The organism is Pseudobutyrivibrio sp. MD2005 (assembly GCF_000621865.1).
Taxonomy (GTDB): Bacteria; Bacillota; Clostridia; order Lachnospirales; family Lachnospiraceae; genus Pseudobutyrivibrio.
Map to the genome: position 1 here is coordinate 33,673 of NZ_JHXE01000009.1, position 16,382 is coordinate 50,054.

Sequence of the window (16,382 nt, forward strand, 5' to 3'; positions counted from 1 at the left end):
TTTCATGCTAAAATTAAATTAGCTAGAAGAGAGGGGGCTTGAGTATGAAATATAAACATTTTTTCAAAGTAGGGAGAACCGTCGCAGTTAGCATGGTAGCCCTACTTTGTTCTTTTATACTCTTTAGTGAGTTTAGTTATTTGCCAGCCAATGCAGATGAGGATATCGTGGTGCAGATCGTGGCTCACCGTGGCTACTCAGGACAGTATCCTGAGAACACTTTGAGCGCATTTGCAGGCGCCTATGCAGCTGGTGCTAAAACAGTAGAATTCGACGTCAGAAAAACTAAAGACGGACAGCTTGTCATCTTCCACGACGACACCCTGGAGAAATTCACTGGTGACAACAGCACCATAGCCGACCACACCTACGAAGAACTCCTACAAATTGATGCAGGCAGATGGTTTGGACGTGAATACAGCATGGAGCGCATCCCAACTCTCGACCAAACCCTGGATTTGTTATCCACCACCAATATGCGCATATTCTGCGAGCTCAAAAACATCGGAGACGACCCTGAGTTTGCATCTCAGGTTTACCAAAAATGTGCAGAATATGGCGTCCTGGATCGCGTAATATTCCTATCATTCAACTACGACTACCTCAACGCCATCAAAGAATTAGACCCGGCACAGCCGATAATGGTACTGGCATCCTTCGGAAAATCCAATCTTCCGAGCCGCTACCCAGCCGAGTACTACGGAGTCAACATGAAGACTCTCACCCCTAAAACTATACGCGCCATCCATGACGCCGGCTCAAAGGTCTACACCTACACGCCCGAAACCAAAGGGCAAATGCTATCCCTTCAGCGTCTCGGCGTCGACGGCGTCATAACCGACTACGCCGACATCAGCATGCTCTGACGGCCCCGCCCCGCGCCCGCCAATAGAGAGGGGCACACACCACAGGCCTGACGTAGGCGGGATTACCATGTACCACTGGGGTGATTTCGCGAATATTTTTAGTTTTTCAATGGGCAAAAATTAGGCATCACACATGTGTCTTGTTGCGGGATGAACCGTTTGAAAAAAATGTTTTATTCATTGGCGGACACTGAAGTTTTTATTGTACTTCTTAGGCTAAGGGGACTTGGTTTCATATTACGTTTGCTAAGTAACATAACAAAGCAGGTTTTGCATATCTAGGTACCGTGGCACATTCAACATCGTGTTTTAAGTGACCACTTGCGCTGCCGTCCGTGGCAGCGCATACCTATATATTGCAAAACCTGCTTTTATGTTACTAAGCGCACTTCAAAATCAACCAAGTTCCCCTTAGTCTAAGAAGTACATTTTAATTTAGTGTGTGTGTCCGCCAATAGAAAACATTTTTTCAAACTGTACAGACCTGCAAAAGACACATGTAAATAAGGATGCCTAATTTGCCCATTAGAAAAACAAAATATTCTTGCGATGCCCCAGTGGTACATGGTAATCCCACCGTACGACAGGCCTGTGGTGTGTGCTGTAGAGAAAAATAGCGGGCGCGGGCGGGGCGCAAGGCCCGGGAGTGAGTCGGCGGGGCGGTTTATGCTTTGCGATATGGGGGAATTGTGGTAAAATTTAACTATTCGGGAGCCGGGAGTTTCCGGGTAGTTATTTTTTTTAGAGGTTAAAATGAGCGATTACGTGATTAATGTGGAGCATGTAGATAAGGTCTACAAGCTTTATGATAGTAATAGGGCCAGAGTGGCGGATACGCTGGGGCTCACGAGAAAGAAGAATTATAAGGAGCATTACGCCCTGAAGGATATGTCGTTTACGGTTAAGAAGGGCGAATGCGTTGGTTTGATTGGGACGAATGGTTCTGGTAAGTCTACGATTCTTAAGATTATAACTGGGGTGCTTTCGCCTACTAAGGGCGAGGTTACGGTTAATGGCCGTATTTCGGCATTGTTGGAGCTTGGTGCAGGCTTTAATCAGGAGTATACGGGCATGGAGAATATCTACTTGAATGGAACCATGCTTGGCTATACAAATGAGGAGATAGATGAAAAGCTTGATGATATTTTGAGTTTTGCTGATATTGGCGATTTCGTATTTCAGCCTGTGAAGACATATTCAAGTGGTATGTTTGTGCGTTTGGCTTTTGCGGTGGCTATCAATATCGATCCAGAGATTTTGATTGTAGATGAGGCACTTTCTGTGGGCGATGTTTTCTTCCAGGCAAAGTGCTATAAGAAGTTCGAGGAGTTTAAGGCGGCCGGAAAGACAATCCTTTTCGTTTCACACGATTTGGGTGCCATTAGTAAGTATTGTGATAAGGCGGTGCTTATCAATAAGGGCGATAAGGTCGCTGAGGGTACTCCAAAGGATATGATTGATATCTATAAAAAGATATTGGTGGGACAGGAGCCGGCGCTTAATAGTAAGCTTGATATGGCAGACGATTTTGCAGAGGGAAATGCTGCAAGCGTGGATGATGGCAAGAGCTGGAAGTCTAATTATCAGCTTAATCCTAATGTAAATGAGTATGGCGATGGTAGAGCCAGTATCGTAGATTTTGCTGTTATCGATGATAATGGAAATTATACAAATGCTATCATGAAGGGTAGTACCTTTACGGTTAAGTCTAAGGTGCATTTCAATACGGATATTGAAAATCCTATATTTACCCTTACCTTTAAGACGCTTAAGGGTATCGATGTTACAGGTACAAATACCATGTACGAAAAGTGCGATGTGGGCCTTTGTAAAGAGGGAAGCGAGTATGTGGCTACCTTCACTCAGAAGATGGATATGCAGGGCGGCGAGTACCTTATGTCTATTAGCTGCACTGGTTATGATGGAGTTGATTTTGTGGCGTACCACAGATTGTACGATGTTATGAATATCACAGTTGTGAGCACTAAAAATACTGTTGGTTTCTATGATATGAATTCAAAGGTAAAGGTTGAGCAGGTTAAATAGGGGAGTGCCAATGATTCAAGAAAAGTATAACAGACAGATATTTGACGAGGGAACTGAGGATGCTATTCTTAGGCTTTCACATTTGAGGAGCAATGTGCTTTCGCCAGTTAGAATTCAAAAGAGTGAAAGGGTGCTTATCATTGATCCAGATAGTGAGGCACTTGTGGAGTGGCTTAAGGAGACTGCTGAAGAAGTTACTGTGGCTCTCACAGAAGAAATCAGAAATATTAAAGATAAGTTTAATATTATAATCAGTCTTGGTTCTCTTAACGAGACTCCTACTATCCTAAAGGAAAGACTTGCTTCAGATGGCAAGCTAGTGTATGCATTGCCGGAAAAGGCACATCTTGCAGATTTTACAAAAAGGCTTCTAAAAGAAGCAGGCTTTGATAACATTGAAACATTTAGAGTTAGCCCAGACTATTTATTTACAACAGAAATTTATGCTGAGGATTATATAGGGGGTGGAGCAGGCGATTATCTGCTCATTGCTAGATAAATGGAGAGAATAATATACGAAAAGCTATCTAATGAGAGAAATCCCAAGTTCAATATAATTACAGATATTGTTGAGAGGGATGGACAGAAGGTAGTAATCAAACGTCCTTATGATGTCCAGGGCGTGGCACATATAAATAGAGTTTTTGATAGCTACAGAGGCTTGCAACAGGTAATGCAAGGCTCTGATTTTTGCGTAAACCGTAGTGAGCTTGTGGACGATACAATCGAAAGCGAGTTCCTAGTAGGTGAGCATCTTACAGAAAAGGATGCAAGCGCATATATTGAGGCAGTTAAGAATGCCTACATGAAAAATGCTGTTGAGTTTGAATGTACACCTGAGTTCGAGGAAGTCTTTGGACATGTGGATTTGCCAAGAGGTGTGCTGGCAGCGAAATATTTAGATATAGATTTAATTTTTGAAAATATCATCAAGACATCAAAAGGATGGGAGATTATCGATTACGAATGGACATTTGATTTCCCAATTCCTATCAACTATGTGTTCTATCGTGCTAGCAAGTTTAGCCAGTTGCCAGAGCATCTGGTTGCCATTTCAGATATAGAAAGGGCAGCTTATCAAGAGATGGAGAATCATCTTCAGTCAGAATACATTTTCAAGGATGTTAAGAATCTGCACGAGCTTAGGGAGCATGCTAATAGTCGTAGTAAGACAAGCACGGATTTTGCACTTGCAAGCCGTGATTATCAGATAAAGCAGCTTCAGGAATTGATTGCAGCAAAGGATGTGCACATTCGTAATATCGAGGCAAATCTTGAGCAGATCAAAATAATCCATGACAATACTGTTAATACCAGAGGCTACAAGACATTAGAGAGCATCAGGGCATTCAAATCAATGCTCACAGGAAAGGATACTCCTGTACGTCAGGCTAAGCGCGCTGCAAAAGAAGAAGCTAAAAGAGCAAAGGCAGCAGCAAAGGAAGCAAAGAGGCTTGCAGCCCAAGGTGAGCCAGAGCCTAGCATAGCAATTCATTTGCATCTCTTTTATGTGGATTTATTGCCAGAGTTCGTTAGCTATTTTGCCAATATGTCTTATAGGTTTGATTTATATATTTCCTGCCAGGAAAATGCTGATGTGAATGCAATCAGAGCAGGCCTTAAGGAGCTTAAGCAGGCCAAGACAATCGATATTCGACCTCTTCAAAATAGAGGAAGAGATTTGGCACCTCTTTATGTAGCGTTTGCACAGGAAATATTAAATCACGATTACTTTTTACATATTCACAGCAAAAAATCGCTTTACTCAGGTCAGGAAAAGGGCGGCTGGAGAAGATTCTGCCTAGAGCTTTTGCTTGGTTCTGAAGATAAGATTAAAAGCATCATTGAGATGTTTAAAAATGAAAATGCAGGTCTGGTTTATCCGGATATTCATGAGGAGATTCCAACTATCGCATACTCATGGCTGGCAAACGAAGGCCTTGGTCGTCAGCTTTTTGCAGAGTATGGTTTAGGGGATATGCCATCAGTGTTCAATTATCCCGCTGGTTCATTCTTCTGGGCTCGTACAGATGCTCTTAAGCCACTTTTTGAGCGTGGCTACACCTACGAAGATTTCCCTGAAGAGGCAGGTCAGACAGATGGCACACTTGCTCACGCCTTAGAGCGCATCCTGCCATTCATTTCAAGAAAGCAGGGGTACGATGATTACATCCTCTATCTAAACGATAGCGACACAGTTAAGAACAAGAGTCTTCGTCCATTCTATAATACATTCAAGGTGGATAAAGAGCTTCTGACAATGAAGCTTGGTGCCTATGATGTGGTGTCATTCGATATTTTTGATACGCTTGTTACACGCACGATATTTAATCCTGATGATGTGTTCAAGCTGATGGAGCAAATCATCGCAAATAAATATGGTAAGAAAATCGATTTCCTAAAGCTTAGAAAGTCAGCCGAGGCCACTGCAACAGAGCAGTACGGCCCAATGACTACCCTTGATAAGATTTATGTTGAAATCGCAAAGAATAAAACAATTGGCGATATAGCCCAGGATATTAAGCGCTTGGAGGTAGACCTTGAAACAAGGCTTTGCATTCCAAGAGCTGATATGGTGGATGTGTTTAATACACTTAAGGCAATGGGCAAATATGTAATTCTCGTCAGCGATATGTACCTCAACAGGGTTCAGATGGTAGGTATTCTGCACAAGTGCGGAATTGGTGGCTACGACGAGCTGCTTATTTCCTGTGAGGTAGGTGCTCGCAAGGATGATGGAAGCATGTGGGATATGTTGCTTTCAGGAATGCGTCCAGACAGATTCATTCATGTAGGAGACAACTTCCGTTCGGATTCTCAGATTCTAATGGATAGAGGTGTGGCAAGCCATGTGGTCTTAAACGGGCGAGCTATGCTTGAGCTGTCAAAGTTTGATTATCTGGCAGATTTTGCAAAGGAAAGCCTTGCCAATTCAATCATGATTGGACAGGCTATTAACGGAGGATTATTCAATTCTCCATTTGCTTATGGCGATAATGGCAGCCTCAATTTCAAGGATATATATAGTTTTGGCTACACAACCATGGGACCACTTATGGCAAGATTCATTCAGTGGCTTGCAGAGAAAAACTTGGAATCAAAGGAGACCTTGCTTCTTTTGGCTCGCGAAGGATATTTGCTTGAGCAGATGATGAAAGAATACTGTGAGCACCGTGGAGTTAATCTTCCTACTGAGCACTATTTCCTTGCATCTCGTAGAGCATGCGCAGTTGCTGCACTTGAAAACGATGAGGATATTAGAGAGCTTTTAAAGCAAAAGTATCAGGGCAGCTTTAGCAATCTTTTACAGGAGCGTTTTGGTGTTGCGTTACATGATGATGACGAGGATTCGCAGTTTGATTACGAGACTGGAATTGATGAGCTGATGGAACGCATCCTGCCATACAAGGATGAGATTTTTGCAAAGGCTAAAATCGAAAAGAATGCATATCTAAATTATGCGAGAGATATATTATCAACATCTTCTGATTTTGCAGTTGTTGATGTGGGATTTTCTGGTACAATCCAGTACTTCCTTATGAAGCTTACAGGCAGAGACATTGCAGGCCATTACTTGGCGCTTCATTCTAACAAGCCTGAGCGAATAGGCGGAAGGGCAGATGCAATCTACACCATCACTGATCCAAATAAGATTGGTGAGAGCAAGCTTCTTAAGTACCAGCTATTCTTGGAAAGTGCCATGAGCGCACCTTATGGACAGCTTATTGATTTCACAATGGAAGCCGGCGTTCCAGTAGCCCATTACAAGGATGATGATTATGTTAGCGAAGATGTAAAAGAGCTTCAGCGAGGCATATTATCATATGTAAAGCAGTACGCTATTGCTACAAAGGACATGCCAAAGGGGCTTTTAGGGGATACAAACCTTGTAGAAGATTTATTCTATGATATAATTGCAAACGGTACATTGACTGAAGAAATAGCCGATAGCCTATCAGTGGAAGATGGCTATAGCAGAGGCGGTGTACAAAAATTTGACGTTAAGTCTGGTTTATGGAAGGTAGAGTAATTTGAGAGATACTTTTAATGTGGTATTCATCAGATATCATTTAACCAAGAAAAATACATTATTGTTCCAGGGATTTTATCCATTCGATAATCCAAAGGGATACCAGCTTGTTGCAGAATTAAACGGTATGCCTTACAACATGGACATCACTATAAACGAGGGCAACGAAGTCCGCAGACGTTACATTGCAGCTCATAAGAGCGTGTCAAAGGAATACGTTGGCGAGATTGAGCTTCCTGCAGATTTAAAATCTGTTAAAAGCTTAAAGCTTATTTGTACTCTTGGAAAAGAGGGTGCTTCAAATCAAGTAAAGTCAGTTGTCTACAAGGCTTCAGGTCGTGATTTGGAAAAGCTCAAAAAGGAATATGAGTACAACCTAGAGCGTGCAGCAGTTACAGATGATAAGATTCAGATTTTAGGCTGGGCAATCGGAAACGTTCCAGAGGAGTTCCATCTTTACGATGGCAACACCGAAATTCCAATTTCTGTTAAGCGTATGTTTAGAAAGGACGTTTATGGTGTTTATCCTGAGCTTACAGAAAAATGTGATTCTGGTTTGGAAATTGTTTTTGATAAAGGCAACTACAAAAAGCTACGCCTAACTATCACTGCAAACAATCAGGTTTACGAGTGCAAGGTTGATACCGAGCATGTCTTATCAGGTGGCAATCTTCTTCCAAAGAAGAGTCTGTGGGAGCGTATAGAGCTTTACCGTCAGGACAATGGAATCGGAGCCACAATAAAACATGCCATCGATAAATTTAAGGATGCTGATGCGCCAAAGTACACCTACATGGATTTCATTACAAGCTTTGGTCCTACAGAGGTAGAGCTTCAGCGTCAGAGAGACGAAAAGTTTGAATACAATCCGCTGATGAGCATTGTTGTTCCACTTTATAAGACACCAGAAAAATACTTGGTGGAGCTTATAGATTCAGTTATCGCGCAGACATATCCTAACTGGGAGCTTTGTCTGGCAGATGGAAGTGGCGATGATTCAATCGGCAAATTCATTGAAAAGAAGTACGGAAAAGTAAGCCGTATCAAATATACATTGCTATCTGAAAATCTTGGTATTTCTGATAACACAAACGCAGCAATAGCACTTGCAAATGGCGATTACATCGTGCTTTCAGATCACGATGATACATTGGCACCAAATGCTATGTATGAGTGCGTTGCTGCATTAAACAAAGACCGTAGCATTGATGTGCTTTACACTGACGAGGACAAGATTTCTATGGATTCAAAGGAATACTTTGAGCCAGTGTTTAAGCCAGATTTCAATCTTGATTTGCTTTGCTCGGTAAACTACATCTGTCATCTGTTTATCTTTAAGAGAAGCCTTTATGAGCAGGTTGGTGGATTTAATAAAGAGTACGATGGAGCTCAGGATCACGATTTGATTTTGCGCTACTGTGAGGCAGCGAATAATGTTTACCATGTGCCTAAGGCACTTTATCATTGGCGAAGCCATGCAGCATCTACAGCCATGAGTGCAGAAAGCAAGCTATATGCTTTTGATGCCGGCGCAAAGGCTGTACAGGCTCATTACGATAGAGTGGGTATTCCTGCAACAGTTGAGCAGGATACATTCTATGGATGCTATCGTACCATTTATCATTGGGATAAGGAGCCGCTGGTTTCTATCATCATTCCAAATAAGGACCACACCGATGATTTAGATAAGTGTATCAAATCCATTGATGCACGAAGCTCATATAAAAACATTGAGTTTATCATTGTTGAAAATAATTCTACTGAGCCTGAGACTTTCGAATATTACAAGAGCATTGAAAACAGGCCAGATGTAAAGATTGTTCGTTACGAGACACCAGGCTTCAATTTCTCTGCTATTAATAACTGCGGAGCAAAGGCTGCTAGCGGAGAGATGTTCCTGCTTCTAAATAACGATACAGAAATCATCAACGAGACTTGTATCAAGGAAATGGTAGATGTTTGTCTACGCCCAGAGGTAGGTATTTGCGGAGCTTTATTGTACTATCCTGATAACACAATTCAGCATGCTGGAGTTGTGATGGGTATCGGCGGAATCGCAGGTCACACATTCGTTGGTCTTGAGCGTTCAGAGCCAGGATATATGTTTAGAGCAGTTACTACACAGGATTTATCTGCAGTAACAGCAGCGTGTCTCATGGTAAGACGTGACGTCTTCGAGGAAGTAGGTGGCCTTACAGAAGAGCTTGCAGTAGCCTTCAACGATGTTGATTTCTGTATGAAGGTTCGCGACAAAGGATACCTTGTCGTTTACAATCCACATGCCGAGCTTTATCACTACGAGTCAAAATCTCGTGGATACGAAGATACAGGCGAAAAGGTTGCTCGTTTCAACTCAGAGGTAGAAAAGCTAGAAAAACTCTGGCCAGACATCCTTGAAAAAGGCGACCCTTACTACAATCCAAACCTATCGATTCTCGATGGTTGGTATCGTTTAAAGGAAGAGTAAACGTAAAGTAGCGATAGGCTAATTTATATAAAATAGTAATCATTTAAGTTTTTTTATGAGGACCTGTGCACAAACTTGGCAAGCGCGAGCAAGAGGGCCCCGTGTGGTTAAGGAGGGACCCTTTAGGGAGGATACCTTAACCGCAACGGGAGATGGCTTGCGGGAGCACGGAGTAATGAAGTACAGGGCCGGATTAGGAGAAAGATAATGGATAGAAAAATTGCAGTAGCCGGCACAGGCTACGTAGGACTTTCAATTGCTACACTGCTTTCACAGCACAACCATGTTGTAGCAGTAGATGTAGTTCCAGAAAAGGTAGATTTAATCAATAATAAAAAGTCTCCAATTGTTGATCCTGAGATTGAGGATTATCTTGCAAATAAGGAGCTTGATTTAGTTGCAACACTTGATGGCGAGAGCGCATATAAGGATGCAGAGTTTGTCGTTATTGCAACACCTACAAATTATGATAGTGCAAAGGATTACTTTGATACATCAGCTGTTGAGGCTGTTATCGAGCTTGTGCAGAAGGTTAATCCTAATGCATTTATGGTAATCAAGTCTACAATTCCTGTAGGCTATACAAAGAGAATCCGTGAGAAGATGGGTTCTGATAAGATTTTATTTAGCCCTGAGTTCCTTCGTGAATCTAGAGCTCTTTATGACAATCTTTATCCATCTCGTATCATTGTTGGTACAGATGAAAATGATGAGGCACTTACAAAGGCAGCCCACGAGTTTGCAGCACTCCTCCAGGAAGGTGCAATCAAAGAAAATATCGATACACTTGTTATGGGATTTACAGAGGCAGAGGCTGTGAAGCTTTTTGCTAACACATATCTTGCACTTCGTGTTAGCTATTTCAACGAGCTTGATACTTATGCAGAGACAAAGGGATTAGATACACAGGCTATTATCAAGGGTGTATGTCTTGATCCTCGTATCACAGACCAGTACAACAATCCTTCATTTGGTTATGGCGGATACTGCCTGCCAAAGGATACAAAGCAGCTTCTTGCAAACTACAATGATGTTCCACAGGAGCTTATCCGTGCAATCGTTGAGTCAAATAGAACACGTAAGGATTTCATTGCTGATCAGGTTCTTAAGAAGGCTGGCTACTATGGATATGGCGAGTCTAACCAGTACAGCAAAGAGGCTGAAAAGGAAGTTACAATCGGCGTATATCGTCTTACAATGAAGTCTAACTCAGACAATTTCCGTCAGTCATCAATTCAGGGTGTTATGAAGCGTGTAAAGGCTAAGGGCGCTACAGTAATCATTTACGAGCCAACACTTGAAGACGGTACAACATTCTTCGGTTCACGTGTGGTAAATGACATTGAGAAGTTTAAGCAGATGTCAGATGCCATCATTGCAAACCGCTACAACCAGTGCCTTGATGATGTTCGCGATAAGGTTTATACACGTGATGTGTTCTCTCGTGATTAGTATTAAAGATTAAAGGACATAGTATGAGTGAAGCAATAGTAACTTTAAAGAAGGGCGAAGGCCGCACAATTAAGGCGGGCGGTGCCTGGATTTTTGACAATGAAATTGACACAGTCATGGGTAGCTTCGAAAATGGTGACATCGTTATCGTCCATGATTTTGATGGATATATGATGGGCCGCGGTTTCATCAACACTAATTCAAAGATTAGAGTGCGCATGATGACCCGCGACAAGGAGCAGCTCATTGATGCCGATTTCATAAAGATGCGTGTGAAAAACGCATGGGAATATCGTAAATCCGTATTACTTGAAAAGGATTTAAATTGCTGTAGAGTAATATTTGGCGAGGCAGATTTTTTACCAGGCCTTGTAATAGATAAGTATGATGATGTACTTGTTGTAGAGTCCCTGGCACTTGGAATCGATAGATTCAAGCTTGATATCGTAAATGCGTTACAAGAATACATGGCCTTGGATGGCTTTAATGTCAGAGGTGTGTATGAGCGCAGCGATGCAGCAGTTCGTAAAAAGGAAGGCCTTGCGCCATATAAGGGATTTATAGGTGAAGAGTTTGATACTAATGTTGAGATAGTAGAAAACGGTGTTCACTATATGGTAGATGTGGTGAATGGTCAAAAGACTGGATTCTTCCTTGACCAGAAATATAATCGTCTTGCTATCCAGCGTCTTTGCAAAGGTAAGAAGGTCCTTGATTGCTTTACACATATGGGAACCTTTGCTCTTAATGCAGGTATAGCTGGAGCGGCTGATGTAACGGGCCTTGATATATCAGAGTTTGCTGTATCACAGGCTACCGCAAATGCGAAGCTTAATGGCTTAGATTCCACTGTAAAGTTTCGTCAGGCAAATGTTTTGGATGAACTACCTAAGCTTGCAGAAGCAGGGGAAAAATATGATGTAGTAATCCTTGACCCTCCTGCATTTACAAAATCTCGTGAGGCTACAAAGAACGCTATGAAGGGCTATCGCGAGATTAACATGAAAGGCTTAAAGCTTGTAAAGGATGGCGGCTACTTAGCAACCTGTTCCTGCTCTCATTTCATGACACAGGATTTGTTTGTTAAGGTTATTGGCCAGGCTGCAAAGGCGGCTCACAAGCGCCTTCGTCAGGTGGAATTCCGTACACAGGCACCTGACCACCCAATTCTTTGGGCTGCAGATGAAAGCTATTATCTTAAGTTTTTAGTGTTCCAGGTTGTGGATGAGAAATAAAAATACTAAGGCCGTGGCTAATTGCCACGGCCTTTGCTATAGTACTTTCATCTAGCTAATGCGGCATTGCAATCGCTGAGAAGTTCATTAATAAGTTTTTTAACAGGCATAATTTCTTTTACTCTAGATGCATTTTCTCCACAGAAGAATAAGCCTTCTTCGTAATTACCATTTACAGCAGCTATAAGTGCGCGACTGATACAATATGGTATTTTATCGCCCTTAGGGCAGGCTGTAAGACAGGCGCTGCATTTATCTGCAAAGAATGTCTTACCTTTATCCAAACTTTGTAGAAGAGGAGTGTATACGGCTCTTGCAGGCATTCCAACTGGACTCTTGATGATTCTGATATCTTCAGGCTTGCTGTCTACAATGACTTTCTTAAATACATCAGAAGCATCGCATTCATCTGTTGCGATAAAACGAGTACCCATCTGCACGCCATCGGCACCTGCTTTAATAGCATCTGCCATATCCTCACCAGTGAAAATACCACCGCCTAAGAAGACTTTAATCTTCTTCTGGAACTTTTCTTCAAAAGGTTTGATTACCTCTAATACTTCTTTCAAAATCTGTAAATTATCCTGGCAAGTGTCCTCAACAAGATTTTCCTTTGAAAAACCTAAATGACCGCCAGCTTTATGACCTTCGATTACGATGAAATCAGGGAGTACACCGTTCTTTTGTGAGAAGGTCTTACATAATAACAATGCGGCTTTTTTGCTTGATACGATAGGTGCAAAAAGCGTATCAGAATTCTTTACAAGCTCTGCTAGCTTTAAAGGCAAGCCTGCTCCGGAAATAATTGCATCTGCACCAGCAGAAATGGCAGCCTTAACAGTCTCACTGTAATGGCTAACAGCAACCATGATGTTAACACCAATTAATCCGTTGCCACCGGATATCTCCTTTGCGCGTCTAATATGCTCTTTTAAAGCACGAATATTAGCTTCAAATGGATTCTTTAAAAAGTCAGGCTCTTTAAAACCGATGTTTACAGAGCTGATTACACCCATACAGCCTTGCTTTGCAACGTTTCCAGCTAACTCAGATAAGGAAACGCCTACACCCATACCACCTTGAATAATTCCATGTGCTAGTTCTTTTCCATTAATATTCATTTTGTTACTCCATAAATGCGTATAAATATTATAAAAGTTTTAACTAATGTCAACGAAATGATACATTTATAGAGCGGATTTGTCAATTCTTTCACGAGAAATGTTATTAAGAATTCTTAGATATACGATAGAATTAATATAATGATAAATAACAGATGAAGCCAATATATAAGCCTTGTAGGAATATAATACACAGCTGTGGCATAACGTGTACTTGATGAAGTGCAACATCTGGAACTGGCTTATTCAACAATTACTAGAAAAAGAGTTATACATATATAGAATAACATCAAAAGAAAAGAGATAATCTAGCTGATGCTAGATTACCTCTTCTAATTCGAGTGTATTGGAAAGAATTAATATATCGGCCTTTGAACCTTCATTGAGACAGCCTATGTGTGGATAGAGTCCGACGCTTGCAGCAGGTGTAGCTGTTGCCGCTCTAATCGCATCCTCTAGCGGTATACCAAATTCCACGGCTTTTTTCATACAGTCAAAAAGGTTTGAGGCTGAACCTGCCAGGGTACCATCTTCAAGTGTGGCATAATGGCCTTGTTTGATTACTTTTTGACCACCTAATTGGTATTCGCCATCTTCCATGCCAGTGGCTTCCATAGAATCACTGATTAGACAAATGCGCTCTGCTCCGAAGATTTTGAAAATAGTTCGAATCATAGAAGGATGAATGTGAATGCCATCACAGATAAGTTCTACGAAAGCTTCAGGTGTATCAGCGGCAGCTCCAAATACTCCGGTGTCACGATGTAAGAAAGGTGGCATTGCATTGCATAGATGAGTTACATGATTAGCACCTAGCTTGAATGCATTCATTGCTTTATCGTAGTTGGCTTCGGTGTGCCCAAGTGAAATATTAACTTCATCCTTTAATGCTTGAATGAATTCAGCAGAGCCTTCTACTTCAGGAGCAAGAGTAATTAGCTTTATTTTATTATCGCATATACGATTTAACTGTCTGAACATATCAATGTCAGGGGTTTGAATATATTTTTCATTCTGGGCCCCTCTTTTATTGAAAGATATAAAAGGCCCTTCCATATTGATGCCGGCAATATTAGCAAATTTAGTGTCTTCCTCGATTTCAATAGCCGTCTTAAATATATCCTTTAATATGTCGAATGAATAGGTCATAGAAGTAGGGCAGTAGCTTGTGATACCGCAGCTTTTTTCATAGCGAAGAATCTCTTTTAAGCCATTGATATCTGCATCACAAAAATCATGTCCTTTGGCACCGTGTGAGTGGATATCCACTAATCCGGGAATTATATATTTATCAGTGGCATCTAATACAATGCCGTCGGATGAAGCTGTATCGTAATCAGATGAGATTACACCATCAACAATGGCTAAATCTTTAACTCTAAAATTGAAATCTGAACAGTATACATTTCCATTTTTTATAATCACTGTAAATTTCCTCCAGAAGTAATTGTGTGTTCTACAAGTATTTTTGAAAGAGCTTCTTTATCGGCAACAATAGTAACATTATTATGAAGTTGCAAAATCGATGCAGGGACTGCAGGTGTGATTGGCCCTAATATGCTGTTGTAAAGGGCATCAGCTTTGTTTTCTCCTGAGGCGATTAGCAAAATTTGCTTGGCCTGCATAATGCTTTTGATACCCATCGAATAAGCTTGCTTTGGAACCTCATCTTTTGATTTGAAAAATCTGGCATTGGCATCGATAGTGTTATCACTTAGGGTAACACAATGAGTCTCTTTTCCAAAGCTTGTACCAGGTTCATTGAAACCTATATGACCATTACACCCTATGCCTAGTAACTGTAAATCTATACCTCCCACCGAGGTGATGATGCCGTTGTATCTTTCACATTCTTTTGCTTCATCAGCCTCAAGTCCATTTGGTAAATAAGTGTTTTCAGGTTTGATATTTATATGATTAAAAAAGTTAGAGTGCATGAAGTAGGCATAGCTTTGTTCATCATCAGGACCAAGCCCCTTATATTCATCAAGATTAACAGATTTAACTTCTTCGAAATTTAAATCTCCCTTATTATACCAATCAATTAATTGTTTATAGGTTCCAACGGGAGAGGCGCCAGTGGCCAAACCTAATACGCAATTGGGTTTCATTATGATTTGGGCTGAAATAATATTGGCAGCCTTTCTACTAAGATCGTTGTAATCATTTGCTACATAGATACGCATAAGCCACCTCCTAAATATCTGGTTGTCTGTATTATATCGTCCTTTGAAATAATTATCTAGAAGATGTCAATAGTATGAAAGTACTTTCGCAGAATGGTTAATATGCACAATATTAAATCATCAATCATCAGATTAAATAGTAAGAAATGCATAAAACTGACTAAAAATGTAAATGCACTTTCAGTATGAGGTTGGATTATTGAAAGTTCATTTAGCCATTGTTATAGTTTACATATAAAGAAATATGGGGAATATAAATAAGGAGGTGCTAAGTGACTTGAATGATAATTCAAAAATAGCCTCATTAAAGGGAAAACTAATTGTTTCCTGTCAGGCACTGGAACATGAGCCATTACACTCATCGTTTATTATGGGAAGAATGGCGCTGGCTGCTTATCAAGGCGGTGCAGTAGGAATACGTGCTAACACAGTGGAGGACATACAGGAAATAAAGAAAAATGTAGATCTTCCTATCATAGGCATAATAAAAAAAGACTATGACGATTCGCAGATTTACATTACGCCTACCATGGAGGAAGTGGACGCTTTGGTAGCTGAAGGAGTTGATATCCTTGCATTAGATGCTACAGACAGACTTAGACCAAATGGGGTAGTACTAGATGATTTTTATAAGGCTGTCAGAGAAAAGTATCCAAATCAGTTGCTTATGGCGGATTGCTCAACTCTTGAGGAGGCAAAAAAAGCTGATGAACTTGGCTTTGATTTCATCGGCACAACAATGGTGGGATACACACCAGAAAGCAAAGATTTAGTATTGGCAAAAGATGATTTTGCACTACTAAAAGAGATTTTAGCATCTGTTAAACATCCTGTTATTGGCGAGGGGAACATCAATACTCCTGAAAAATTACGAAGAGTAATTGATTTGGGATGCTATTGTGCAGTGGTTGGCTCAATCATTACCAGACCTCAGTTGATAACAAAGAGCTTTACAGACGCTCTAATCTAGATAAGTTAC

At 41.0% G+C, this 16,382-nt stretch carries 11 protein-coding genes; 8 read left to right on the forward strand and 3 right to left on the reverse strand.

Translation table 11 applies throughout. The features are described from left to right. The first annotated feature begins 44 nt into the window (after window positions 1–44). The 7 genes from T498_RS0103045 (at window position 45) to T498_RS0103080 (ending at window position 12,096) form a co-directional block, all read left to right on the forward strand. Window positions 45–866, forward strand: coding sequence for a glycerophosphodiester phosphodiesterase (locus tag T498_RS0103045; RefSeq protein WP_028234649.1), 822 nt, complete (start codon window positions 45–47; stop codon window positions 864–866). A gap of 753 nt (window positions 867–1,619) precedes the next feature. Then, window positions 1,620–2,912, forward strand: coding sequence for an ABC transporter ATP-binding protein (locus T498_RS0103050; protein WP_028234650.1), 1,293 nt, complete (start codon window positions 1,620–1,622; stop codon window positions 2,910–2,912). Window positions 2,913–2,922: 10 nt separating this feature from the next. After that, a complete protein-coding gene (locus T498_RS0103055) occupies window positions 2,923–3,411 on the forward strand; it encodes a hypothetical protein (RefSeq protein WP_028234651.1) in 489 nt (162 codons plus the stop codon). Beyond that, window positions 3,412–6,942, forward strand: a complete 3,531-nt coding sequence (locus T498_RS0103060; protein WP_028234652.1) for a rhamnan synthesis F family protein — start codon at window positions 3,412–3,414, stop codon at window positions 6,940–6,942. Window position 6,943: 1 nt separating this feature from the next. Further along, on the forward strand, window positions 6,944–9,409 hold the full coding sequence (locus T498_RS0103065; RefSeq protein ID WP_028234653.1) for a glycosyltransferase family 2 protein: 2,466 nt from the start codon (window positions 6,944–6,946) through the stop codon (window positions 9,407–9,409). Window positions 9,410–9,616: 207 nt separating this feature from the next. Next, entirely contained in the window at window positions 9,617–10,861 is a 1,245-nt protein-coding gene (locus tag T498_RS0103075; protein ID WP_036977717.1) for a nucleotide sugar dehydrogenase, read from the forward strand. A gap of 23 nt (window positions 10,862–10,884) precedes the next feature. Further along, on the forward strand, window positions 10,885–12,096 hold the full coding sequence (locus T498_RS0103080; RefSeq protein WP_028234655.1) for a class I SAM-dependent rRNA methyltransferase: 1,212 nt from the start codon (window positions 10,885–10,887) through the stop codon (window positions 12,094–12,096). A gap of 47 nt (window positions 12,097–12,143) precedes the next feature. Here the strand turns inward: T498_RS0103080 and T498_RS0103085 are convergent, their stop codons facing one another. The 3 genes from T498_RS0103085 to nagB all read right to left on the reverse strand — a co-directional run bounded on the left by T498_RS0103085 (window position 12,144) and on the right by nagB (window position 15,403). Then, a complete protein-coding gene (locus T498_RS0103085; protein WP_028234656.1) occupies window positions 12,144–13,217 on the reverse strand; it encodes an NAD(P)H-dependent flavin oxidoreductase in 1,074 nt (357 codons plus the stop codon). 318 nt (window positions 13,218–13,535) lie between these two features. Next, window positions 13,536–14,642, reverse strand: coding sequence for an N-acetylglucosamine-6-phosphate deacetylase (nagA, locus tag T498_RS0103090; protein ID WP_028234657.1), 1,107 nt, complete (start codon window positions 14,640–14,642; stop codon window positions 13,536–13,538). Continuing rightward, entirely contained in the window at window positions 14,639–15,403 is a 765-nt protein-coding gene (nagB, locus tag T498_RS14665) for a glucosamine-6-phosphate deaminase (protein WP_051524555.1), read from the reverse strand. The genes nagA and nagB overlap by 4 nt, the downstream gene beginning before the upstream one ends. Before the next feature lie 277 nt (window positions 15,404–15,680). Here nagB and T498_RS0103100 point away from each other — a divergent pair, with 277 nt between their 5' ends. After that, window positions 15,681–16,373, forward strand: coding sequence for an N-acetylmannosamine-6-phosphate 2-epimerase (locus T498_RS0103100; protein WP_028234658.1), 693 nt, complete (start codon window positions 15,681–15,683; stop codon window positions 16,371–16,373). Window positions 16,374–16,382: the final 9 nt, after the last annotated feature.

Coding starts and splice junctions, on each gene's coding strand:
- T498_RS0103045 (WP_028234649.1), top strand. CDS start 45: ATGAAATATAAACATTTTTTCAAAGTAGGGAGAACCGTCGCAGTTAGC.
- T498_RS0103050 (WP_028234650.1), top strand. CDS start 1,620: ATGAGCGATTACGTGATTAATGTGGAGCATGTAGATAAGGTCTACAAG.
- T498_RS0103055 (WP_028234651.1), top strand. CDS start 2,923: ATGATTCAAGAAAAGTATAACAGACAGATATTTGACGAGGGAACTGAG.
- T498_RS0103060 (WP_028234652.1), top strand. CDS start 3,412: ATGGAGAGAATAATATACGAAAAGCTATCTAATGAGAGAAATCCCAAG.
- T498_RS0103075 (WP_036977717.1), top strand. CDS start 9,617: ATGGATAGAAAAATTGCAGTAGCCGGCACAGGCTACGTAGGACTTTCA.
- T498_RS0103080 (WP_028234655.1), top strand. CDS start 10,885: ATGAGTGAAGCAATAGTAACTTTAAAGAAGGGCGAAGGCCGCACAATT.
- T498_RS0103085 (WP_028234656.1), bottom strand. CDS start 13,217: ATGAATATTAATGGAAAAGAACTAGCACATGGAATTATTCAAGGTGGT.
- nagB (WP_051524555.1), bottom strand. CDS start 15,403: ATGCGTATCTATGTAGCAAATGATTACAACGATCTTAGTAGAAAGGCT.